This is a genomic window from Thermomonas sp. HDW16, assembly GCF_011302915.1.
Taxonomy (GTDB): Bacteria; Pseudomonadota; Gammaproteobacteria; order Xanthomonadales; family Xanthomonadaceae; genus Thermomonas.
Window position 1 is genome coordinate 2,388,982 of record NZ_CP049872.1, and the last position, 22,604, is coordinate 2,411,585.

Annotated in this window: 18 protein-coding genes and 5 tRNA genes; all 23 read right to left on the reverse strand. The window is 64.7% G+C overall.

Annotated features, from left to right (window positions below; all coding sequences use genetic code 11):
- Window positions 1-135 precede the first annotated feature (135 nt).
- Window positions 136-603, reverse strand: coding sequence for a 30S ribosomal protein S7 (rpsG, locus tag G7079_RS11315; protein ID WP_166057404.1), 468 nt, complete (start codon window positions 601-603; stop codon window positions 136-138).
- 52 nt (window positions 604-655) lie between these two features.
- Window positions 656-1,030, reverse strand: coding sequence for a 30S ribosomal protein S12 (gene rpsL / locus G7079_RS11320; RefSeq protein WP_139715753.1), 375 nt, complete (start codon window positions 1,028-1,030; stop codon window positions 656-658).
- 338 nt (window positions 1,031-1,368) lie between these two features.
- Complete coding sequence (rpoC, locus tag G7079_RS11325; protein WP_166057406.1) at window positions 1,369-5,565, reverse strand: DNA-directed RNA polymerase subunit beta'; 4,197 nt, start codon at window positions 5,563-5,565, stop codon at window positions 1,369-1,371.
- 71 nt (window positions 5,566-5,636) lie between these two features.
- Window positions 5,637-9,800, reverse strand: coding sequence for a DNA-directed RNA polymerase subunit beta (gene rpoB, locus G7079_RS11330; RefSeq protein ID WP_166057407.1), 4,164 nt, complete (start codon window positions 9,798-9,800; stop codon window positions 5,637-5,639).
- Between the two features lie 255 nt (window positions 9,801-10,055).
- Window positions 10,056-10,424, reverse strand: coding sequence for a 50S ribosomal protein L7/L12 (rplL, locus tag G7079_RS11335; protein WP_166057408.1), 369 nt, complete (start codon window positions 10,422-10,424; stop codon window positions 10,056-10,058).
- 84 nt (window positions 10,425-10,508) lie between these two features.
- Complete coding sequence (gene rplJ, locus G7079_RS11340) at window positions 10,509-11,048, reverse strand: 50S ribosomal protein L10 (RefSeq protein WP_028840191.1); 540 nt, start codon at window positions 11,046-11,048, stop codon at window positions 10,509-10,511.
- Window positions 11,049-11,399: 351 nt separating this feature from the next.
- Window positions 11,400-12,098 (reverse strand): 50S ribosomal protein L1, encoded by a 699-nt coding sequence (gene rplA / locus G7079_RS11345; RefSeq protein ID WP_166057409.1) that lies wholly within the window; start codon window positions 12,096-12,098, stop codon window positions 11,400-11,402.
- Between the two features lie 3 nt (window positions 12,099-12,101).
- Window positions 12,102-12,530 carry a 50S ribosomal protein L11 gene (gene rplK, locus G7079_RS11350; protein ID WP_166057410.1) on the reverse strand — a complete coding sequence of 143 codons (429 nt, stop codon included), beginning with the start codon at window positions 12,528-12,530 and terminating at the stop codon, window positions 12,102-12,104.
- A gap of 221 nt (window positions 12,531-12,751) precedes the next feature.
- A complete protein-coding gene (gene nusG, locus G7079_RS11355) occupies window positions 12,752-13,330 on the reverse strand; it encodes a transcription termination/antitermination protein NusG (protein ID WP_166057932.1) in 579 nt (192 codons plus the stop codon).
- Between the two features lie 21 nt (window positions 13,331-13,351).
- Window positions 13,352-13,735 carry a preprotein translocase subunit SecE gene (gene secE / locus G7079_RS11360; RefSeq protein WP_166057411.1) on the reverse strand — a complete coding sequence of 128 codons (384 nt, stop codon included), beginning with the start codon at window positions 13,733-13,735 and terminating at the stop codon, window positions 13,352-13,354.
- A 46-nt stretch (window positions 13,736-13,781) separates the two neighbouring features.
- Window positions 13,782-13,857, reverse strand: a tRNA-Trp gene (locus tag G7079_RS11365).
- Between the two features lie 133 nt (window positions 13,858-13,990).
- The gene (gene tuf / locus G7079_RS11370; protein WP_166057402.1) at window positions 13,991-15,181 is read right to left on the reverse strand and encodes an elongation factor Tu; all 1,191 of its coding nucleotides are present in this window, start codon (window positions 15,179-15,181) and stop codon (window positions 13,991-13,993) included.
- A gap of 41 nt (window positions 15,182-15,222) precedes the next feature.
- Window positions 15,223-15,298, reverse strand: a tRNA-Thr gene (locus G7079_RS11375).
- 36 nt (window positions 15,299-15,334) lie between these two features.
- Window positions 15,335-15,408: transfer RNA gene (locus G7079_RS11380), tRNA-Gly, on the reverse strand.
- Between the two features lie 76 nt (window positions 15,409-15,484).
- Window positions 15,485-15,570 (reverse strand) — tRNA-Tyr (locus G7079_RS11385).
- A gap of 106 nt (window positions 15,571-15,676) precedes the next feature.
- On the reverse strand, window positions 15,677-16,768 hold the full coding sequence (gene ychF, locus G7079_RS11390) for a redox-regulated ATPase YchF (protein ID WP_166057412.1): 1,092 nt from the start codon (window positions 16,766-16,768) through the stop codon (window positions 15,677-15,679).
- A 58-nt stretch (window positions 16,769-16,826) separates the two neighbouring features.
- Window positions 16,827-17,411, reverse strand: a complete 585-nt coding sequence (gene pth, locus G7079_RS11395; RefSeq protein ID WP_166057413.1) for an aminoacyl-tRNA hydrolase — start codon at window positions 17,409-17,411, stop codon at window positions 16,827-16,829.
- 60 nt (window positions 17,412-17,471) lie between these two features.
- A complete protein-coding gene (locus G7079_RS11400; RefSeq protein WP_166057414.1) occupies window positions 17,472-18,131 on the reverse strand; it encodes a 50S ribosomal protein L25/general stress protein Ctc in 660 nt (219 codons plus the stop codon).
- Window positions 18,132-18,245: 114 nt separating this feature from the next.
- Window positions 18,246-19,205 carry a ribose-phosphate diphosphokinase gene (locus G7079_RS11405; RefSeq protein ID WP_166057415.1) on the reverse strand — a complete coding sequence of 320 codons (960 nt, stop codon included), beginning with the start codon at window positions 19,203-19,205 and terminating at the stop codon, window positions 18,246-18,248.
- 85 nt (window positions 19,206-19,290) lie between these two features.
- Window positions 19,291-19,366, reverse strand: a tRNA-Gln gene (locus G7079_RS11410).
- Window positions 19,345-20,244 carry a 4-(cytidine 5'-diphospho)-2-C-methyl-D-erythritol kinase gene (gene ispE, locus G7079_RS11415; protein ID WP_166057416.1) on the reverse strand — a complete coding sequence of 300 codons (900 nt, stop codon included), beginning with the start codon at window positions 20,242-20,244 and terminating at the stop codon, window positions 19,345-19,347. Before ispE ends, G7079_RS11410 begins: the two co-directional genes overlap by 22 nt.
- Window positions 20,226-20,846 (reverse strand): lipoprotein insertase outer membrane protein LolB, encoded by a 621-nt coding sequence (gene lolB, locus G7079_RS11420; protein ID WP_166057417.1) that lies wholly within the window; start codon window positions 20,844-20,846, stop codon window positions 20,226-20,228. The genes ispE and lolB overlap by 19 nt, the downstream gene beginning before the upstream one ends.
- Window positions 20,843-22,522, reverse strand: a complete 1,680-nt coding sequence (locus tag G7079_RS11425; protein WP_206203208.1) for a tetratricopeptide repeat protein — start codon at window positions 22,520-22,522, stop codon at window positions 20,843-20,845. The genes lolB and G7079_RS11425 overlap by 4 nt, the downstream gene beginning before the upstream one ends.
- Window positions 22,523-22,604: the final 82 nt, after the last annotated feature.

Below are 22,604 nucleotides of genomic sequence, written 5' to 3' on the forward strand. Positions count from 1 at the left end.
TTTGAAGGGGATGCTTCAGCGGATTCCGGATGGCCGATGGCCGCCTTGCGGCGGCCGTCGGTCTTTGTGCAGGACGAACCTGCGTGGCGCATGTGATCCGCGCCTTGCGGGCTCAGCGGGCCCGCACCGACAGTCTTACCAGCGGTAGTGCGCGAATGCCTTGTTGGCTTCGGCCATGCGGTGGGTTTCTTCGCGCTTCTTGATCGCGCCACCACGGTTTTCCGAAGCGTCCAGCAGCTCGCCGGCCAGCTTGCGCGGCATGCTGTTCTCGCCACGCTTGCGCGCGGATTCGATCAGCCAGCGCATCGCCAGCGCCATGCGGCGCGAGGAACGCACTTCGACCGGCACCTGGTAGGTCGCACCACCGACGCGGCGGGACTTCACCTCGACCGACGGCGACACGTTGCCCAGCGCCTTCTCGACCAGCTCGAGTGCGTTCGGGTTCTTCTCGCCGATCACGTCCATCGCGCCGTACACGATCTTCTCGGCGACCGACTTCTTGCCGCTCTGCATGACCATGTTGATGAAGCGGGCGATGGTTTCGCTTCCGTGCTTCGGATCCGGCAGCACCGAACGCTGCGGAGTATTGCCTTTACGGGACATATTCAGTAACCCCTAGAAATCTATTCGTGGGCGGTCGCGTGATGCGACGCGCTTAGGCCTTCGGACGCTTGGCGCCGTACTTGGAACGCGCCTGGCGGCGCTTGGCGACACCGGCGGCGTCGAGCGAACCGCGCACGGTGTGGTAGCGCACGCCCGGCAGGTCCTTGACGCGACCGCCGCGGATCAGCACCACGCTGTGCTCCTGCAGGTTGTGGCCTTCGCCACCGATGTACGAAATGACTTCGTAACCGTTGGTCAGGCGCACCTTGGCCACCTTGCGCAGGGCCGAGTTCGGCTTCTTCGGGGTGGTGGTGTAGACGCGGGTGCACACGCCACGACGTTGCGGGCAGTTGGCCAGCGCGGGCGAGGTGCTCTTGTAGGTTTCCGGGTTGCGCGGCTTGCGCACAAGCTGGTTGATGGTTGCCATTAGGTAACTCGATTGGTGGGCCTGGGCCCTTTGGAGACGGACGAACTAAGCAGGCATGGCCGGATCAATAGGCAATCCGGCCAAGTTAGACGAAAAAGTATAGCCCGCGCTCGACCCTTCGGTCAAACGCAGCCATACCGAAAAACCATGTCGGCCGCATGCGGCCAGCCATGGTCAATCTGCGATCCCGCCCGTCCTGGGCCCAATACGAGGCGCGTCCTGCGACCTCATTTGGTGATCTGGATGGCCCAAGGCCATCAAAACGGTGCGGAGTATAAGCCGTACCGAAGTATTACGCCAGCCCCGCCCGGCCAATGCCGGGCGGGATGCCGGATGTGTTACACCGCCTCGCCGGACTCGACGTCCTCGGCCAGCTCGCCGGACAAGGTCGCCATTTCGGCCTCGGTCAGGCCGGTGGCGTTCTTGCGGCGCTGGGTGTGGTACGCAAGACCGGTACCGGCCGGGATCAGGCGACCGACGATCACGTTTTCCTTCAGGCCGCGCAGGGTGTCGCGGGTGCCGCGGACGGCAGCCTCGGTCAGTACGCGAGTGGTTTCCTGGAACGAAGCCGAGGAAATGAAGGATTCGGTCGCCAGCGAAGCCTTGGTGATGCCCAGCAGGACCGGCTCGACCTTGGCCAGGATCTCGTTCTTGGCGGCGAGGCGGGCATTTTCCTCGATGACGCGCTGGCGCTCGGCCTGTTCGCCATGCAGGTACTTGCTGTCGCCACCGTCCACGATCTCGACCTTGCGCAGCATCTGGCGAATGATCACTTCGATGTGCTTGTCGTTGATCTTCACGCCCTGCAGGCGGTAGACGTCCTGGATTTCCTTCACCAGATACGCGGCCAGCTCCTCGACGCCCTTCAGGCGCAGGATGTCCTGCGGAGTCGGCTCGCCGTCCACCACGGTCTCGCCCTTCTCCACGTGCTCGCCTTCGAACACGATGATCTGGCGATACTTCGGGATCAGCTCTTCGTGCTCGGTGCCGTCCGGGTGCTTGATCACCAGGCGCTGCTTGCCCTTGGTTTCCTTGCCGAAGCTGACCACGCCGGAGATCTCGGCGAGGATCGCCGCTTCCTTCGGCTTGCGCGCTTCGAACAAGTCGGCCACGCGCGGCAGACCGCCGGTGATGTCGCGGGTCTTCGAGGCTTCCTGCGGGATCTTGGCGACCACGTCGCCCACGCCCACGGGGGCACCATCCTGAAGATTCACGATCGACTTCGGCGGCAGCATGTACTGCGCCGGCAGGTCGGTACCCGGGATGTTGAGGTCCTTGCCCGCCTTGTCGACGATGCGCACCAGCGGACGCAGGTCCTTGGCCTGGGTACCGCGACGCTTCGGATCGGTGATCTCGCGCGAGGCGAGGCCGGTCAGGTCGTCGGTCTTCTCGATCACGGTCACGCCATCGACGAAGTCGATGAAACGCATGAAGCCGGCGACTTCCGAGACGATCGGGTGGTTATGCGGATCCCAGGTGGCGATGGTCTGTCCCGCCTTGACCTCACCGCCGTCCTTGACGTTGATCATCGCGCCGTACGGCAGCTTGTAGCGCTCGCGCTCGCGACCGTGGTTGTCGAGGATCGACAGTTCGCCGGAACGCGACACCGCCACCGAACCGCCGCTGGCGTGGTTGACGTGCTTGAGGTTGTTGAACTTCACCGAGCCGGTGGTCTTCACCGTCACGTTGTCGATCGCCGCCGCTCGCGACGCCGCACCACCGATGTGGAAGGTACGCATGGTGAGCTGGGTACCGGGCTCACCGATCGACTGCGCGGCGACCACGCCGACCGCTTCGCCGTGGTTGACCAGGTGACCACGGCCCAGGTCGCGGCCGTAGCAGTGCGCGCACACGCCGAACGGCGCTTCGCAGGTAATGGTGGAACGCACGTCGATCGCCTGCACGCTGGCGTCTTCCAGCTTCTGCACCCAGGCTTCATCGAGCAGGGTGTTGCGGGTGACGAACGGATCTTCGTCGTTGCCCGGCAGGAACACATCGCGAGCCACGATGCGGCCCAGCACGCGGTCGCGCAGCGGCTCGACCACATCGCCGCCTTCCACGATCGGGGTCATGGTCAGGCCGGTGGTGGTGCCGCAATCGGTCTGGGTGATCACCACGTCCTGCGCCACGTCGACCAGGCGACGGGTCAGGTAACCGGAGTTCGCGGTCTTCAGCGCGGTATCCGCCAGACCCTTACGGGCACCGTGGGTCGAGATGAAGTACTGCTGGACGTTCAGGCCTTCGCGGAAGTTCGAGGTGATCGGGGTCTCGATGATCGAGCCGTCCGGCTTGGCCATCAGGCCGCGCATGCCGGCCAGCTGACGGATCTGCGCCTGCGAACCACGCGCGCCGGAGTCGGCCATGATGTAGATCGAGTTCATCGACTTCTGGTCGATGGTCTCGCCCTGGGCGTTCTGCACTTTCTCGGTGCCGATGGTGTCCATCATCGCCTTGGCCACGCGCTCGTTGGTGCGCGACCAGATGTCGACCACCTTGTTGTAGCGCTCGCCGCCGGTGACCAGGCCACTCTGGTACTGCTGCTGGATTTCCAGCACTTCGGCTTCGGCCTCGTCGAGGATGCCCTTCTTCTCATTCGGGATGATCATGTCGTCGATACCGATCGACACGCCCGCGCGCGTTGCGTACGCGAAACCGGTGTACATCAGCTTGTCGGCGAACACCACCGTGTCCTTCAGGCCCAGCATGCGGTAGCAGCTATTGATCAGGCGACTGATGTTCTTCTTGCTCAGCTCGGTATTGACCAACGCGAACGGCAGGCCTTCCGGCAGGATTTCGCGCAGCAGCGCACGACCGACCGTGGTGTCCACGATCGAGGTCTGCTTGCTGCGGCTGCCGTCTTCGGCCACCACGGTCTCGCTGATGCGCACCTTGCACTTGGCGTGCAGCTGCACCACGCGGTTGTCGTAGGCGCGCTTCACTTCGGCGATGTTGGCGAACACCATGCCCTCGCCCGCCTTGTTCTCCAGCGCGCGGGTCATGTAGTACAGGCCCAGCACCACGTCCTGCGACGGCACGATGATCGGCTCGCCGTTGGCCGGCGACAGGATGTTGTTGGAGGCCATCATCAGCGCGCGCGCTTCCAGCTGGGCTTCCAGCGAAAGCGGCACGTGCACGGCCATCTGGTCACCGTCGAAGTCGGCGTTGAACGCGGTACACACCAGCGGATGCAGCTGGATCGCCTTGCCTTCGATCAGCACCGGCTCGAACGCCTGGATGCCCAGACGGTGCAGGGTCGGCGCACGGTTCAGCAGCACCGGATGTTCGCGGATGACTTCTTCCAGGATGTCCCAGACTTCCGCCTCTTCGCGCTCGACCAGCTTCTTCGCCGCCTTGATGGTGGTGGCCAGGCCACGACGCTGCAGCTTGGCGAAGATGAAGGGCTTGAACAGTTCCAGCGCCATCTTCTTCGGCAGGCCGCACTCGTGCAGGCGCAGGGTCGGGCCGACCACGATCACCGAACGACCGGAGTAGTCCACGCGCTTGCCCAGCAGGTTCTGGCGGAAGCGGCCCTGCTTGCCCTTGATCATGTCGGCCAGCGACTTGAGCGGGCGCTTGTTGGTGCCGGTGATGGCGCGGCCGCGACGGCCGTTGTCCATCAGCGCGTCCACCGATTCCTGCAGCATGCGCTTCTCGTTGCGCACGATGATGTCCGGCGCATTGAGTTCGAGCAGGCGACGCAGGCGGTTGTTGCGGTTGATCACGCGGCGATACAGATCGTTCAGATCCGAGGTCGCGAAGCGGCCGCCATCCAGCGGTACCAGCGGACGCAGGTCCGGCGGCAGCACCGGCAGCACGGTCATCACCATCCACTCCGGGCGGTTGCCGGATTCGAGGAAGGCTTCGACCAGCTTGATCCGCTTGGTCAGGCGCTTGAGCTTGGTTTCCGAGCCGGTGCTGGCGATCTCTTCCTTCAGCGTCAGCATTTCCGACTGCAGGTCGATGGTGCGCAGCAGGTCGTACACGGCCTCGGCGCCCATCGCGGCGTCGAAATCATCGCCGTGTTCCTGGCGCGCCTGCATGAACTGCTCTTCGGTCAACAGCTGGCCGCGCTCCATCGGAGTCAGGCCCGGCTCGGTCACCACGAAGGCTTCGAAGTACAGGATGCGCTCGATGTCACGCAGGGTCATGTCCAGCATCAGGCCGATGCGCGACGGCAGCGACTTCAGGAACCAGATGTGCGCGACCGGCGAGGCCAGGTCGATGTGGCCCATGCGCTCGCGGCGCACCTTGGCCAGGGTCACTTCGGTGCCGCACTTCTCGCAAACCACGCCGCGGTGCTTCATGCGCTTGTACTTGCCGCACAGGCACTCGTAGTCCTTGATCGGGCCGAAGATGGCGGCGCAGAACAGGCCGTCGCGTTCCGGCTTGAAGGTGCGGTAGTTGATGGTCTCGGGCTTCTTCACTTCGCCGTACGACCACGAACGGATCAGGTCCGGGCTGGCCAGCGCGATCTTGATCGCGTCGAAGTCGAGCGCCGGGCGCTGCTGGTTGAAGAGGTTCAACAAATCTTTCATTTGGATTCTCCGGATGAGGGGCAATGGGTCTTGCGGTCCGGCGCGGCGTTACCGCCGCGCCTTCGCGAAACTCAGTGCTCCTCGAGTTCCATGTTGATGGCCAGACTGCGGATTTCCTTCACCAACACGTTGAAGGATTCCGGCATGCCCGCGACCATCTCGTGCTCGCCATCGACGATGTTCTTGTACATCTGGTTGCGGCCCTGCACGTCGTCGGACTTCACCGTCAGCATTTCCTGCAGGGTGTAGGCCGCGCCGTAGGCTTCCAGCGCCCAGACTTCCATTTCGCCGAAACGCTGGCCGCCGAACTGCGCCTTGCCGCCCAGCGGCTGCTGGGTGACGAGCGAGTACGGACCGGTCGAACGCGCGTGCATCTTGTCGTCGACCAGGTGGTTCAGCTTTAGCATGTGCATGTAGCCGACCGTCACCTCGCGCTCGAACGCCTCGCCGGTGCGACCGTCGTGCAGCACGGTCTGGCCGGACAGCGGCAGCTCGGCGAGTTCGAGCATCTTCTTGATCTCGGCCTCGTCCGCGCCGTCGAACACCGGGGTGGCCATCGGCACGCCGTCGGTGAGGTTCTGCGCCAGGGTCAGCAGTTCGGCATCGCTGAACTGCTTGAGGTCGACGCGCTCGGCATGCGCGGTGTTGTCGTGGTTGTAGATCTGGTCGAGGAACTTGCGCAGGTCGGCGATCTTGGCCTGGGCATCGAGCATCTTCTGGATCTTCTGGCCCAGGCCCTTGGCGGCCCAGCCCAGGTGCACTTCCAGCACCTGGCCGATGTTCATACGGCTCGGCACGCCCAGCGGGTTCAGCACGATGTCGACGGTCTCGCCGTTGGCCATGTACGGCATGTCCTCGACCGGAACGATCGTCGAGACCACGCCCTTGTTGCCGTGGCGGCCGGCCATCTTGTCGCCGGGCTGGATGCGGCGCTTCACCGCCAGGAACACCTTGACCATCTTCAGCACGCCCGGTGCGAGGTCATCGCCCTGGGTGATCTTGCCGCGCTTGTCGTCGAAGCGCTTGTCGAACTCCTTGCGGTGCGCGTCGAGCTGCTTGGTGGCGCGTTCGATCGCGTCGTTCGCGTCGTCTTCCTTCATGCGCAGCTGCAGCCAGTCGGACTTCTTCAGGCCGTCGAGCACCAACGAGGACACGCTGTCGCCCTTCTTGACGCCCGGGCCGCCATTGGCGGTCTTGCCCAGCAGCACTTCGCGCAGGCGTGCGTAGATCGCCGACTCGAGGATGCGGAACTGGTCGTCGAAGTCCTTCTTGACGCGCTTGATCTCGTATTCCTCGATCTGGCGCGCGCGCTTGTCCTTCTCGATGCCGTCGCGGGTGAAGACCTGCACGTCGATGACGGTGCCGTCCATGCCCGGCGGCACGCGCAGCGAGCTGTCCTTCACGTCGGACGCCTTCTCGCCGAAGATCGCGCGCAGCAGCTTCTCTTCCGGGGTCAGCTGGCTCTCGCCCTTCGGCGTGACCTTGCCGACCATGATGTCGCCGGCGCGCACTTCGGCGCCGATGTACACCACGCCGCTCTCGTCGAGGCGATTCAGCGCCTGCTCGGAGACGTTCGGGATGTCCGCGGAGATTTCCTCCGGGCCCAGCTTGGTGTCACGCGCGACGCAGGTCAGCTCTTCGATGTGGATCGTGGTGTAACGATCCTCTTCCACCACGCGCTCGCTGAGCAGGATGGAGTCTTCGAAGTTGTAGCCGTTCCACGGCATGAACGCGATCAGCATGTTCTGGCCCAGCGCCAGTTCACCGATGTCGGTGGACGGGCCGTCGGCCAGCACGTCGCCGCGCGCGACCACGTCGCCCGGGTTCACCAGCGGGGTCTGGTTGATGCAGGTGTTCTGGTTGGAACGCGTGTACTTGATCAGGGTGTAGATGTCGACGCCGGCATCGTGCTCGCCGGAGATCTCCGCCTCGTTCACCTTGACCACGATGCGGCCGGCGTCGATCTGCTCGATCACGCCGCCACGACGCGCGTTCACGGTCACGCCCGAGTCGCGCGCCACGGCGCGCTCGATGCCGGTGCCGACCAGCGGCTTCTGCGACTTCAGCGTCGGCACGGCCTGGCGCTGCATGTTCGCGCCCATCAGTGCGCGGTTCGCGTCATCGTGCTCCAGGAACGGCACCAGCGCCGCCGCGACCGACACGGTCTGCATCGGACTGACGTCCATGAACTGGATTTCGCTCGGCGGACGCAGTTCGTTTTCGCCGTTGAAGCGGCAGGCCACGAACTGGGCGGTGATGTTGTTCTTGGCGTCGCGCGGCGCATTGGCCTGGGCGATGACCTTGCCCACTTCCTCGATCGCCGACAGGAACTCGATGTCGTCGGTGATCTTGCCGTCCACCACCTTGCGGTACGGGGTCTCGAGGAAACCGTACTTGTTGGTGCGGGCAAACACCGCCAGCGAGTTGATCAGGCCGATGTTCGGACCTTCAGGCGTCTCGATGGTGCAGACGCGGCCGTAATGGGTCGGGTGCACGTCGCGCACTTCGAAGCCGGCGCGCTCGCGGGTCAGGCCGCCCGGGCCAAGCGCGGAGACGCGGCGCTTGTGGGTGACTTCCGACAGCGGGTTGTTCTGGTCCATGAACTGCGACAGCTGGCTGGAACCGAAGAACTCCTTGATCGCGGCGGCCACCGGCTTGGCATTGATCAGGTCCTGCGGCGACAGGCCATCGGCTTCCGCCATCGACAGGCGCTCCTTGACCGCGCGCTCGACGCGGACCAGGCCCACGCGGAACACGTTCTCGGCCATTTCGCCGACCGAACGCACGCGACGGTTGCCCAGGTGGTCGATGTCGTCGACCACGCCACGACCGTTGCGGATCTCGGTCAATACCTTGATCACGTCCAGGATGTCGGAACCGTTGCCGCACTCCTCGACCAGGCGCTTGGACTCCTCGTCCTTGCGATCCGCGAAGTACTTGGCGTCGTACAGCACCGAGGCGCCGGTGACGGCGTCACGGCCGATGCGGCGGTTGAACTTCATGCGGCCGACCGAGGACAGGTCATAGCGCTCGAAGGTGAAGAACAGGTTGTGGAACAGGTTCTGCGCGGCATCCTTGGTCGGCGGCTCGCCCGGACGCATCATCCGGTAGATCTCGACCAGCGCTTCCAGCTGGGTCTTGGTGCCGTCGATGCGCAGGGTGTTGGAGAGGTAGGCGCCGCGATCCAGGTCGTTCACCCACAGGGTGCCGACGCTGGCGATGCCAGCCTTGCGCAGCTTGCCGAGGATTTCCTCGTTGATCTCGTCGTTCGCGGTGGCCAGCAGTTCGCCGGTCTTCGGATCGATCACGTCATGCGACAGGATGCGGCCGACGATGTAGCTGTCCGGCACCGCGAGCGCAGACACGCCGGCACTTTCCAGCTGCTTCACGTGGCGCGCGGTGATGCGCTTGCCGGCCTCGACGATGACCTTGTCGCCATCGGCCAGGTCGAAGTCCAGGGTTTCGCCGCGCAGGCGCTCGGGCACCAGCTCCAGCTGCACGCCTTCGGCTTCGATATGGAAGGTGTTGATCTCGAAGAATTCGTTCAACATTTCTTCGTTGTTGTAGCCCAACGCACGCAGCAGCACGCTGACCGGCAGCTTGCGGCGGCGGTCGATGCGGGTGAACAGCGCGTCCTTCGGGTCGAACTCGAAGTCCAGCCAGGAACCGCGGTACGGGATCACGCGAGCGGAGAACAGCAGCTTGCCCGAGCTGTGGGTCTTGCCGCGGTCGTGGTCGAAGAACACGCCCGGCGAGCGGTGCAGCTGGGAGACGATGACGCGCTCGGTGCCATTGACGATGAAGGTGCCGTTGTCGGTCATGAGCGGAATTTCGCCCATGTAGACCTCCTGCTCCTTCACGTACTTGATCGCCTTGGTGCTCGACTCACGGTCGTAGATCACCAGGCGCACGGTCACCTTCAGCGGCGCACCGTAGCTCAGGCCGCGGTTGCGGCATTCGCGCTCGTCGAACATCGGCTCGCCGAGCTTGTAGCCGACGTATTCCAGCGCGGCATTGCCGCTGTAGCTGCTGATCGGGAACACCGACTTCAGCGCGGCATGCAGGCCACGATCGGCGCGCTTGGACGCCTCGGTGTGCTCCTGCAGGAACTCGCGGTAGGAGTCGACCTGGATGGCGAGCAGGAACGGCACTTCCAGGATGGACCGGCTCTTGCCGAAGTCCTTGCGGATGCGCTTCTTCTCGGTGAACGAATACTGCTGGGTGGCGGTAGTCATGTGGCGTGCGCCTCGTCTCTCGTTCGGCCGCGGGTGCGCGGCCGTGGGGGAATGGCTGGAACTGACAGTTGGAAGTCGCTGGTATTGCCGGCACCAGCACGCCTTCTCCCGCTACTTCCGACTGTCAACTCATGAATTTCGATATGCTGCGGAACGGTGCGAAACTTCCGTTCCGATACAACGACCAAAGGCCGGGGGCTTGTGGCCCCCAGCCTTCAGCGTGTCGTCGATGCCAGCTGACGACGCAAGTACGGATTACTTGATTTCGACGGTCGCACCGGCGGCTTCAAGATCCTTCTTCATCTTCTCGGCATCTTCCTTCGAAGCGCCTTCCTTCACGGTGCCGCCGGCCTCGGTGAGGTCCTTGGCTTCCTTCAGGCCGAGGCCAGTGATCGCGCGAACGGCCTTGATCACTTCGACCTTCTTGTCGCCGGCCGACTTCAGGATGACGTTGAACTCGGTCTGCTCTTCGACTGCGGCAGCGGCGGCGGCCGGGCCAGCGGCCATGACCGGGGCGGCGGCGGAGACGCCGAACTTCTCTTCGATGGCCTTCACCAGCTCCATCACTTCCATCAGCGACTTGGCGGCGATGGCGTCGACGATTTGCTCGTTGGACAGGGACATTTGATTTACCTCTGGATGATTTTCTTTAAGAGAACTGGTCTGTTTAAAGAATTGGTTTCGTTGGATGGGAACGCTGTCTTGGGCTTAGGCCGGTTCGGCTTCGGCGGCGGCTTCGGCAGCCGGTGCGGCGTCGCCGCCACCCTGCTGATCGGCCACGGCCTTGACCGCGCGGGCGAACATCGCCGCCGGTTCGGCCAGCACGCGGGCCAGCATGCCGAGCGCCTGCTCCAGCGTCGGCAGCGAGGCCAACACTTCGACGTGCGCCGGGCCGTACTGCTGCCCTTCGACCACGACCAGCTTCGGCTGAAGCTTGTCGTTACCCTTTGCGAATTCCTTGATCAGGCGACCGGCGGCGCCGGGCTCCTCGGTCGAGAACGCATACAGGAGGGGGCCGACCATCGAGTCCTTTGCGACTGCGAAATCGGTGCCTTCCACGGCGCGCGCGGCCAGCGTGTTCTTGACGACTTTCAAGTACACGCCGGTTTCGCGGGCCTTCTTGCGCATCGCGGTCATCTGACTGACCGTGGTGCCTGCGTATTCGGCTGCGATCAAGGAGTGCGCCTTGGCGGCCACTTCGGCCACTTCGGCAACAACGTTCTGTTTCTGGGACAGATTGAGAGCCATAGTCACTCCTCTAATGAACTCCGCCTACGGCTCCAGCCGTCGACGGTCCTGGGCGATGCCGATCCTTGGCATCGGGGATGCGGGCATCCCGTGGTGGCCATCCAGAGCTGTCTTGTACAAAAACATTCCAGAAGGGCTTCACCATCTACGCAGGCCGGCATCCTCGTCGGGTGCGGATTAAGCGATCCCGCCTTCGGCAACGGCGATTCCATGCCATGTGAGCATCCATGCCCGTCGTTGCCTTGCGCAGACCGCACCTGCGGTCTTTGACGGCTTCCGTCACGATGGATTGCGACAGGGCCTTCAAAATTTCGAAGCACCGCGCCACCGAAGCGGCGCGGCTTGAAACGATTACTTCAGGCTGAGCGACGCCTGGTCCACGGTCACGCCGGGGCCCATGGTCGAGCTGAGCGAGATCTTCTGCAGGTAGGTGCCCTTCGAGCTGGACGGCTTGGCCTTGATCAGGTCAAGCAGCAGCGCCTGCAGGTTGCCCTTCAGCGCGTCGTTCTCGAAGCTGGCCTTGCCGATCGTGCAGTGGATGATGCCGGCCTTGTCGGTGCGGTAACGCACCTGGCCCGCCTTGGCGTTCTTCACTGCCTCGGCCGGGTTCGGCGACACGGTACCGACCTTCGGGTTCGGCATCAGGCCGCGCGGGCCCAGCACCTGACCCAGCTTACCCACGACGCGCATCGCGTCCGGAGTCGCGATCACCACGTCGTAGTTCAGGTCGCCGGCGATCATCTTCTCCGCCAAGTCATCCATGCCGACGGCTTCCGCGCCAGCGGCGAGGGCTCCGTCAGCCTTGGCGCCCGCCGGGGCGAACACCGCCACGCGCACCGACTTGCCGGTACCGGCCGGCAACACGGTGGAACCGCGCACCTGCTGGTCGGACTTCTTGGCATCGACGCCGAGGCGCACGGCCACGTCGATCGCTTCCACGAACTTGGCCTTGCTGTTGTCCTTCAGGATCTTCAGCGCTTCTTCGATCGGATACGCCTTGCCCGGCTGGGTGGCGGCGAGGATCGTCTTCTGTCGTTTGGTCATCGCCATGTCTTAACCCTCCACCACCAGGCCCATCGAACGGGCGGAGCCCGCGATCGTCTTCACCGCTGCGTCCAGGTCGGCCGCAGTCAGGTCGGCTTCCTTCGCCTTGGCGATGTCTTCCAGCTGCTTGCGGGTGACCTTGCCCACCTTGTCGGTGTTCGGGCGCTTGGAGCCGGAAGTGATGCCGACGGCCTTCTTCAGCAGCACCGAAGCCGGCGTGCTCTTGGTGACGAAGGTGAAGGTACGGTCCGAGTACGCGGTGATGATCACCGGGGTCGGCAGACCGGGTTCCAGCTTGGAGGTCGCTGCGTTGAACGCCTTGCAGAACTCCATGATGTTCAGGCCGCGCTGACCGAGGGCAGGACCCACCGGCGGCGACGGATTGGCCTGGCCGGCCTTGACCTGCAATTTGATGTAACCGACTACTTTCTTAGCCATTGTCTTCTCTCCGGGTGCAAGCGCCTGAGTCTCAGGCTCCCCATCGGACCGGGATCACTGTGTTCAAAAGCGGGTCGCGTCCCGGCGTCGCGCACCGCATTGCATTCGTGCCGACGGCCGCACAAGGCGGCCGGTCGTTGATCTGGTTCCCCGCAGGGAGCCAGAAAGCATATCAGGTTTTCCCCCGCCCGCCCAGCGGGCCGGCGGATCAGGCCCGAACGTCAGGCCTTCTCGACCTGGCCGAACTCCAGCTCGACCGGAGTCGAACGACCGAAGATCAGCACCGCCACGCGCAGGCGGCTCTTGTCGTAGTTGATTTCCTCGACCACGCCATTGAAGTCGTTGAACGGGCCGTCGACCACGCGGACCATCTGGCCCGGCTCGAACAGCACCTTCGGCTTCGGCTTCTCCACGCCATCCTGCACGCGCTGCAGGATCATGTCGGCCTCGGCGTCGCGAATCGGCAGCGGGCGGTCGGCAGTGCCGCCGATGAAGCCCATCACCTTCGGGGTTTCCTTGACCAGGTGCCAGGACTCGTTGTCCATGCGCGGGATGCCGCCCTCGTCACGGGTGGCGATCTGCACCAGCACGTAGCCCGGGAAGAACTTGCGTTCAGAACGGCGCTTCTGGCCGGAACGCATTTCGATGACCTCCTCGGTCGGCACCAGCACCTCGCCGAAGCGATCCTGCATGCCCGTGCGCACGATGCGGTCGCGCAGCGCCTGCGCCACCGACTTCTCGAAGCCGGAATAGGCATGCACCACGTACCAGCGCTTGTCGGCCTGTGTACCTTGATCGATATTCTCAGTCACTTGCGATCCTCAACCGTTGCCGAGCAGCCACTTCACCACTGCCTGGATCACCAGATCCATGCCGGCCAGCAGTAGACTCATCAGGATGACCACCGCGATCACCACCCACATCGTGCGCGTGGTTTCCTGGCGGGTCGGCCACACCACCTTGCGCAGCTCGAAACGCGACTCCGAGAGGAATTCGCGGGTCTCCGCACCCTTGACGGTCGTCATGAACACCAATGCACCCGCCACCAGGCCGGCAACGACCGCAAGGACGCGCACGCCGCCGGGCCACTGGCCGTCGAACCAGTAGAAGGCGAACAGGCCGGCGGCTGCCAACAACAGCGCCAGGGCGTACTTCACGATGTCCCCACCGGAGGTGGACTGGTTATGCAGCGTCTTGCTGGTCAAAACGTCAATCCCTGTTGGCGCACGCGCCGGCGACGCGAATCGCGGGTGGCACGCCAGGAGGGACTCGAACCCCCAACCTGCGGTTTTGGAGACCGCTGCTCTGCCAATTGAGCTACTGGCGTATCGGAACTTGCAGTGCTTCCTGAAAAGGCAACGGCGGCTTGCGCCGCCTGCCTTTCACCCCGACCCATTCCCGTGAGCAGGAATGGGGGAAACGCAGGGCCGCTCACGCCTTGGCGTGAGCGTTTTGGTGCATTACTTGATGATCTTTGCCACGACGCCGGCACCGACGGTACGGCCGCCTTCGCGGATCGCGAAACGCAGACCTTCGTCCATCGCCACCGGGTTGATCAGGGAGACGACCATCTTGATGTTGTCGCCCGGCATGACCATTTCCACGCCTTCCGGCAGGGTCACCGCACCGGTGATGTCGGTCGTGCGGAAGTAGAACTGCGGACGGTAGCCCTTGAAGAACGGGGTGTGACGGCCGCCTTCGTCCTTCGACAGGACATAGACCTCGGCCTCGAACTCGGTGTGCGGGGTGATCGAACCCGGCTTGCACAGCACCTGGCCGCGCTCCACGTCGTCACGCTTGGTGCCGCGCAGCAGCAGACCCGCGTTGTCGCCCGCCTGGCCCTGGTCCAGCAGCTTGCGGAACATTTCCACGCCGGTCACGGTGGTCTTCTGGGTCGGGCGAATACCGACGATCTCGATTTCCTCGCCCACCTTGATCACGCCGCGCTCGATACGACCGGTCACCACGGTGCCGCGGCCCGAGATCGAGAACACGTCTTCCACCGGCATCAGGAACGGCTTGTCCACGTCGCGCTCCGGCTCCGGGATCCAGCTGTCCAGCGCTTCCACCAGCTTGATGATCGACGGCACGCCGATGTCCGACTGGTCGCCTTCCAGCGCCATGCGCGCCGAACCCGAGATGATCGGGGTGTCGTCGCCCGGGAACTCGTACTTGCTCAGCAGTTCGCGGACTTCCATCTCCACCAGCTCCAGCAGCTCGGCATCGTCCACCATGTCCGCCTTGTTCAGGTAGACCACGATGTACGGCACGCCGACCTGGCGGCTCAGCAGGATGTGTTCGCGGGTCTGCGGCATCGGGCCGTCAGCCGCCGAGCACACCAGGATCGCGCCGTCCATCTGCGCCGCACCCGTGATCATGTTCTTCACGTAGTCGGCGTGGCCCGGGCAATCCACGTGCGCGTAGTGGCGGTTCGGGGATTCATATTCCACGTGCGCCGTCGAGATCGTGATGCCGCGCGCCTTCTCTTCCGGCGCCGCGTCGATCGAACCGTAGTCCTTGAACTCGCCACCGAAACGCTCCGCGCCCACCTTCGTCAGCGCCGCCGTCAGCGTCGTCTTGCCGTGGTCCACGTGTCCAATCGTGCCCACGTTCACGTGGGGCTTGGTGCGCTCGAACTTACCCTTTGCCATGGCTGCGTCTCGTTGGGGTTACTGGATGGAATCGCTGAATATGGTGCTCACGAAAGGAATCGAACCTTCGACCTCCTCCTTACCAAGGAGGTGCTCTACCGACTGAGCTACGTGAGCAAGTTGTAAGGCGGGGCGGGCGTCGCAATGCAATGGTGGAGCGGGAGAAGGGAATCGAACCCTCGTAATCAGTTTGGAAAACTGAGGTTCTACCATTGAACTACTCCCGCGCCGGGAGCCCTGCCTGTGATGCACCGGTGGCTGGTAAGGCCGCCGGATGGAACAAAAAACGGTGATGCGTAAAACTGGTGGAGGGAGGTGGATTCGAACCACCGAAGGCGTAAGCCAGCAGATTTACAGTCTGCCCCCGTTGGCCGCTTGGGTATCCCTCCGGATTGTTTCGTTGGTCAGCCGCAGGGACATCCCAAAGAGCCCGCAATTTTGGAGTGCATGCGGCCGGCTGTCAACGGTCATCGCTGACGAAAACGACAGTTTTCGTCAGACGTTGAAGCGGAAGTGCAGCACATCGCCTTCCTGCACCCGGTATTCCTTGCCCTCCAGGCGCAGGCGGCCGGCATCGCGGGCACCGGATTCGCCCTTGTACTTGAGGAAATCGTCGTAGCCGATGGTTTCGGCGCGGATGAAGCCCTTCTCGAAATCGGTATGGATCACGCCAGCGGCCTGCGGCGCGGTGGAACCGGCCTTGACCGTCCACGCGCGGACTTCCTTCACGCCGGCGGTGAAATAGGTCTGCAGGCCCAGCAGTTTGTAGGCGGCGCGGATGACGCGATTCAGGCCAGGCTCGTCCAGGCCGAGATCCTTGAGGAAATCGTCGCGATCGGCATCGTCCAGCTGGCTCAGCTCTTCCTCGATGGCGGCGGAGACCGGCACCACTTCGGCACCCTCGCCGGCCGCGCGAACACGCACCGCATCAAGATGCGCATTGCCCTCGAAACCGTCTTCCAGCACATTCGCCACGTACATCACCGGCTTCAGGGTGATCAGGAACAGGTCGCGCACCGCGGCCTTGTCGTCATCGCTCAGGCCAAGCGAACGCGCCGACTTGCCCTCGTTGAGGCCAGCGCTGATGCGCCCGAGCACCTCGGCGCGCGCCTTGGCTTCCTTGTCGCCGGTCTTGGCGGAGCGCTCGGCCTTGTTCAACGCCTTCTCGACCGACTCGAGGTCGGCGAGCGCCAACTCGGTGTCGATGGTGTCGATATCGGCCAGCGGATCGACCTTGTTGTTGACGTGGATGACGTCGTCGTTCTCGAAGCAGCGCACCACGTGGGTGATCGCGTCGACCTCGCGGATATGGGCCAGGAACTTGTTGCCCAAGCCTTCGCCGCTGGCGGCACCCGCCACCAGCCCTGCGATATCCACGAACTCCACCGCGGTCGGGATCACCTTCTGCGGCTTCACGATCTCGCTCAGCGCGTTCAGCCGCGGATCCGGCACCGGCACCACGCCCACGTTGGGTTCGATGGTGCAGAACGGGAAGTTGGCGGCAGCGATGCCGGCCTTGGTCAGCGCGTTGAACAGGGTGGACTTGCCGACGTTCGGCAGGCCGACGATGCCGCATTTGATGCCCATGTCGCGTGTTGCTCCGTTGTCGCGCGGGATTCAGCCGCGCGCAGAAAATCAGGGTGGATCACTCAGGCCGCGGCGTGTGCAGCCGGGTCATCGCATCCATGAAATTGCCGCTCACCGCCAGCGGCATGACGTCGATGGCGTCGTCGATGGCGCGCAGGATGGCCGCCTCGTCGTCGCGTCCCGGTTTGCCGAGCACCCACGGGGTGACTTTGTCCTTGTGCCCGGGATGGCCGATGCCGATCCGCAGGCGGTGGAACTTGCCATGCCCGAGCAGGCGCATGCTGTCGCGCAGGCCGTTCTGACCGCCGTGGCCGCCGTCGAACTTGAGCCGCGCCACACCGGGCGGCAGGTCGAGTTCGTCGTGCGCCAGCAGCGCTTCCTCCGGCTCGATCTTCCAATAGCGCAGTGCCGCCGTGACCGACTTGCCAGACAGGTTCATGAAGGTCGCCGGCTTCAGCAGCCAGACGTTCTGGCCGGCGATCTCCACCTTCGCGGTTTCGCCGAACAGCTTGGATTCCAGGCCAAAGCGCGCGCCGGCTTTTTCCGCCAGTGCGTCAACAAACCAAAACCCGGCGTTGTGCCGGGTTCGGGCGTGTTCGGGTCCGGGGTTGCCCAGCCCGACGATGAGGCGCAAGCCTGCCATCGCGGATTCGGTCAGCAATGCGGGCACCCTGCCGGCGCGAACCGGCAGGGCGCGTCGCGATTACTTCTCGTCCTTCTTCGCGACCTTGGCGGCCGGCACTTCGGCAGCTTCCGGTGCAGCGGTCTCTTCCTCGGACTCGACGCGGGCGTGCTTGGCGATCACCACCGCCACATCGTGTTCCTTGCCCAGCTTGAGCGCCGGGATTTCCACGCCCTTCGGCAGCTTGAGCTCGGACAGGTGGATGATCTGGCCCAGTTCCAGCTTGGACAGGTCGACCTCGATGAACTCCGGCAGATCCTTCGGCAGGCAGCTCACTTCCACTTCGTTCAGTTCGTGCAGCACCAGCACGCCCGCGGTCTTGCCGGCCGGCGAGGTGTCCTGGTTCAGGAAGTGCAGCGGCACGCTGGCGCGCAGGGCCTGGTTGGCGTCCACGCGCTGGAAGTCCAAGTGCATGATGATCTGCTTGAACGGATGGCGCTGCATGTCGCGCAGGAGCACCTGCTCGGTCTTGCCGTCGATGTCCAGGTTCAGGATCGACGAATAGAACCACTCGTGCTGCTGGGCCAGCCAGATCTTCTCGTGGTCGAGCTGGATGGGCTGCGGTGCGGACTTGCCGCCGTAGACGATGGCCGGGATCGAAGCGGCATGGCGCAGGCGGCGGCTCGCACCCTTCCCCTCGACATTGCGGCTCGTGGCCTTGATGTTGTGTTCGGTAGACATGTTGATGACTCACTTTCGTTGCGATGAAACCGCCTCGCGGCGGCGATGACACTCACCCGCGACCAGGTGAGTGGGGTGCGATGCCGGCGCATGCCTGCATCGCGAAAGGTTTGGTCAATCCACGTACAGCGAACTGACCGATTCGCCGAACGCCACCCGGCGGATGGTTTCGGCCAGCAACTCCGCCACGCTGAGCTGGCGAATCTTGCCGCAGGCGCGTGCCGCAGGCGTCAGCGCGATGGTGTCGGTCACCACCAGCTCGTCCAGCTGCGACTTGCTGATGTTGTCCATCGCGGCACCGGACAGCACCGGGTGGGTGCAGTACGCCGCCACCTTCAGCGCACCGCGCTCCTTCAGCGCGTTCGCCGCGGCACACAAGGTGCCGGCGGTATCGACGATGTCGTCCACCAGCACGCAGGTCTTGCCTTCCACGTCGCCGATGATGTTCATCACGGTGGCCACGTTGGCCTTCGGACGACGCTTGTCGATGATGGCCAGCTCGGCATCGTCCAGGCGCTTGGCGATGGCGCGTGCACGCACCACACCACCCACGTCCGGCGACACCACGATCAGGTTGTCGGTGCCGTGCGCACGCCAGATATCGGCGAGCAGCAGCGGCGAGGCATAGACGTTATCCACCGGGATATCGAAAAAGCCCTGGATCTGGTCGGCGTGCAGGTCGACCGTCAGCACGCGATCCGTGCCCACCGCGCCGAACATCTTGGCCGCGACTTTCGCCGTGATCGGCACGCGCGAGGAACGCGGGCGGCGATCCTGGCGGGCGTAGCCGAAGTACGGCACCACCGCGGTGACATTCGTGGCGGACGCGCGCTTCAGCGCATCCACCAGCACCAGCAATTCCATGAAGTTCTCGGCGGTCGGTGCGTTGGTCGGCTGGATCACGAAGACCTCCTGCCGGCGCACGTTCTCCTCGATCTCCACCTGCACTTCGCCATCGGAGAAACGGCTGACCAGGGCCTTGCCCGGGCGGACGCCGAGCTCCCGGCACACCGCGTCGGCCAGCGGCCGGTTGGCATTGCCCGAAAACACCAGCAAATTGCGTTCGTCCTGCATGGTCTACTCCGCTGCGCTCTGACCGTGGCGGTGGTGCATGACCGCACGACGAGCGCGCGGGAAGGAATTGCATGTGTCGCTTGAATGGCAGGGGCGGAAGGATTCGAACCTACGCATGCCAGGATCAAAACCTGGTGCCTTAACCGCTTGGCGACGCCCCTGTATTGAAACGTTCCACCGCATCCAGCAATGGCGACCGTCCGGCACCGCGCGCCAACCAGGCATTCACGCCCGATGGCAACGCCGCCAGCGCCGTTTGCGCGGATTCGCGGGTGGCGAATTCGACGAAACAGCCGCTGCCCGAACCCGTCAAGCGCGGCGTGCCGATGCGCGCCAACGCTTCGAACAGAGCCTCGACGGCAGGTTCGCGGCGGCGCAGCACCGGCTCGAACGCGTTGTCGAGCGCAGTTCCGGAAAGGAAGTCCGACATTTTCGCGGGTGCAGCATTCCGCGTCAAATCCGCAGCCTGGAAAAGTCCGGCGGTGGCCGCGTGTACGCCGGGACTGGCCAGCACATACCAGGCCGGCGGCAGTTTGATGGCGGTCAGCTGCTCGCCCACGCCTTCCGCCCAGGCATTGCAGCCATGCACGAACACCGGCACGTCCGCCCCAAGCCGCAAACCGAGGGCGGCAAGCCTGTCGATGTCGAAATCCAGACTCCACAGCAGATTCAACGCCACCAGCACGGTCGCGGCATCCGACGAACCGCCGCCGAAGCCACCGCCCATCGGAATGCGCTTTTCGATGCCGATATCGACGCCTTGGCTACTTTTAGCTTCCGATTGCAGGATTTTAGCTGCGCGAACCAAGAGATCATCCGCTTCCGCCACACCTTCGGCGCCGGCACCGACGCGGGTGATCACGCCATCCGCGCGTGGCCGCAGGAACACCGTGTCGCCCCAGTCCAGCAGGCGGAATACGGTCTGCAACTCGTGGTAACCGTCCGGCTTGCGCCCGACGATCCGCAGGAACAGGTTCAGCTTGGCGGGGGCGGGCCAGGCGCTCCAGCCGTCGGCCGGATTCACGGCAGCCAATGCCATGCGTCCGCGACCAGCTTGACCTTGGCCTGCCCTTTCACTGCATCGATGCGAGTCGGCATTTCAGGATGATCGGTGGTCACGCGGGCTCCCGCCTCGGGCCAGCGGTAGTCGATCGTCCAGCCGGACTGCTGCAGGTGGCTGAGGCGGCCGGCATCGTCATAGCGCACTTCGCGGGAGGGCGCGTCGGTTCGCATGCCGCGCAGCCACTCGCCCAACGACGCCACCGGGATCTCCCATCCCGTGGTGTCGCGCAGCAGTTGCTCGGCATCCATGCCGCATCGTTTGCCGTCTTGGCCCTCGACGCACCACGGGCCGTTTTCCGACGCCGTCAGCCGCCAGGTCTGCCGAGTGATCGGCGCGCTGAGCTCGACGGCCAGGGATTCGTCGTCGTTGACCCATTCGATGCGGCCACTGCCGCCATCTTTGCCGTTGCTGATGGCAACGCGGCCGCTGAGCGACCAGCGATTCTCGTCGGCAAGGCGCTGCTCGCGCTGCAGTTGCGCGGCGTCTGCCGCGGCGGCATCGACCGGCGGCAGGGACTTCGGCGCCACGGTCTGGCAACCTGCCAGCACCCCGCAAGCCAGCGCGATGACGAGCCTCATGCCCCCACGTCCTGCAGCGCGCGCTGCAGCGAACGGTTGTCCGGGTCGATCTTGCGCGCGTCATCGAAATACTTGCGCGCTTCGTCCTTCTGGCCCAGCACCCACAGCACCTGGCCCAGGTGGCTGGCGATGTCGGCATCCTTCTGCAAGGCATACGCATGGCGCAGGTGATCCAGCGCCTCGCGCGACTTGCCCAGCTTGAACAGCACCCAGCCGTAGCTGTCGATGATCGCCGCGTTGCCCGGCTCGGCCACGCGCGCGCGGTCGATCAGCTCCAGCGCCTCCTTGTAGCGGTCGGTGCGATCGGCAAGCGTGTAGCCGAGCGCATTCAAGGCGTTCACGTCGTCCGGCGCGATCACCAGGATGCGGCGGAAATCCGCCTCGGCCTTAGCGATGTCGTCGCGGCGTTCCCACAACAGCGCGCGCGAATACAACAGCGCCTCGTCGTCGGCGAAGGCGGCCAACCCGCGCGAATAGGCATCGAGCTCACCGGCGGCATCGCCATCTTTGAGCCGCAGCTCGGCTTCCAGCAGGTAGGCGTCGCGCTGGGCATCTTCGTCCAGGGTCGCGTCCGCCTGGATCGCGCGTAACGCAGCGAAGGCCTGCGGCTTGCGCTTGAGCTGGAACAACACGTTGGCGCTGCGCAGGCGCGCGATGCCCTGCGCCTCCTCGCCCGGCACGTTGGCGTACCAGGCCAGGGCTTCGTCATAGCGCTCCAGCAACTCCGCCACCTGCCCTAGCAACAGCCGGCGCATCGGGTTGGGGCGGGTCGCCTCGCGCTTGAGTTCGTCGTACAAAGTGGCCAGCCCGGTTTTGTCCTTGGCCTTGTCCAGCAATGCAGCGCGCTGCGCGTAGCTGGATTCGTCCTGCGGCCCGAACGACAGCACTCGCGCCGCCTGCGCGGCATCGCCCAGCGCGTCGTACTCGCCGGCCAGCGACCAGCGTAATTGCGGGGAGAGCCGCGCGGCATTCTCCAGCCCCGCCAGCAACGACCGCGCCTCGTCGAGCTTGCCGCCCTCGCGCAGCAATTGCGCGCGCAGCAGGGCGACCCGCGGCTCGCCCGGGAAACGCGCCACCACCTGCTGGACGATGCGTTCCACCAGCACTGGCTGGCCCAACCGCTGCGCCAAGCCGCCGAAGCCCAACCACGGCTCCAGCTGGTTCGGCAATGCGCCGTCATCGACCAAGTCATCGAGCATCGCCACCACCAACTTCGGCTGCTTGCCGACCGCGCCGATCAGCGCCGCCAGCACATGCTTCCAGCCATCGCCGCCATCGGCCAGCAAATCCCGCAACTCACGTTTTGCCGCGCGCTTGTCGCCCGCGCGCAGGGCCAGCGTGGCGGCAACGGCCTGCCTTGGTGCGCTCGGCTGCGGGGCCAGCGACCGCCACAGGCCGTAACTTTCGCGGGCCAGGGCATCCTCGTTCGCCAACAGGGCGATGCGGGTGGCGCGCTCGGCCAGCACCGGATCGGATACTGCCCGTGCAGCGCGCAGGTACTGGCGCGCGGCTTCCGGCAATTGCCCGGATTGCAGCGCGAATTCGCCGGCGATGGTGGCTTCCAGCGGGTCTTCGGCGACGGGAGGCGACGGTTTCGCCGCCTGGGCGCCCGATGCGGCGGCGAACAGGGCCACGCAGAGGAGTAGGCGGGGAAAGTAGCGTTGCGGCATCGGCATGTGGGTGGGCCGGTACAATATCGGGTCGTGCCGGCAGCTTAGCGCAGGCACCTGAACGTATTTCGGATACCCGATTGAACTT

Bases quoted from the DNA above. Each gene is read 5' to 3' on its own strand.
- ispE (WP_166057416.1), bottom strand. From the start codon at position 20,244: ATGGCATTGGCTGCCGTGAATCCGGCCGACGGCTGGAGCGCCTGGCCC.
- rplJ (WP_028840191.1), bottom strand. From the start codon at position 11,048: ATGGCTCTCAATCTGTCCCAGAAACAGAACGTTGTTGCCGAAGTGGCC.
- rpsG (WP_166057404.1), bottom strand. From the start codon at position 603: ATGTCCCGTAAAGGCAATACTCCGCAGCGTTCGGTGCTGCCGGATCCG.
- rpsL (WP_139715753.1), bottom strand. From the start codon at position 1,030: ATGGCAACCATCAACCAGCTTGTGCGCAAGCCGCGCAACCCGGAAACC.
- rpoB (WP_166057407.1), bottom strand. From the start codon at position 9,800: ATGACTACCGCCACCCAGCAGTATTCGTTCACCGAGAAGAAGCGCATC.
- rplL (WP_166057408.1), bottom strand. From the start codon at position 10,424: ATGTCCCTGTCCAACGAGCAAATCGTCGACGCCATCGCCGCCAAGTCG.
- G7079_RS11425 (WP_206203208.1), bottom strand. From the start codon at position 22,522: ATGCCGATGCCGCAACGCTACTTTCCCCGCCTACTCCTCTGCGTGGCC.
- G7079_RS11400 (WP_166057414.1), bottom strand. From the start codon at position 18,131: ATGTCTACCGAACACAACATCAAGGCCACGAGCCGCAATGTCGAGGGG.
- lolB (WP_166057417.1), bottom strand. From the start codon at position 20,846: ATGAGGCTCGTCATCGCGCTGGCTTGCGGGGTGCTGGCAGGTTGCCAG.
- pth (WP_166057413.1), bottom strand. From the start codon at position 17,411: ATGGCAGGCTTGCGCCTCATCGTCGGGCTGGGCAACCCCGGACCCGAA.
- tuf (WP_166057402.1), bottom strand. From the start codon at position 15,181: ATGGCAAAGGGTAAGTTCGAGCGCACCAAGCCCCACGTGAACGTGGGC.
- ychF (WP_166057412.1), bottom strand. From the start codon at position 16,768: ATGGGCATCAAATGCGGCATCGTCGGCCTGCCGAACGTCGGCAAGTCC.
- rplA (WP_166057409.1), bottom strand. From the start codon at position 12,098: ATGGCGATGACCAAACGACAGAAGACGATCCTCGCCGCCACCCAGCCG.
- rpoC (WP_166057406.1), bottom strand. From the start codon at position 5,565: ATGAAAGATTTGTTGAACCTCTTCAACCAGCAGCGCCCGGCGCTCGAC.
- rplK (WP_166057410.1), bottom strand. From the start codon at position 12,530: ATGGCTAAGAAAGTAGTCGGTTACATCAAATTGCAGGTCAAGGCCGGC.
- G7079_RS11405 (WP_166057415.1), bottom strand. From the start codon at position 19,205: ATGCAGGACGAACGCAATTTGCTGGTGTTTTCGGGCAATGCCAACCGG.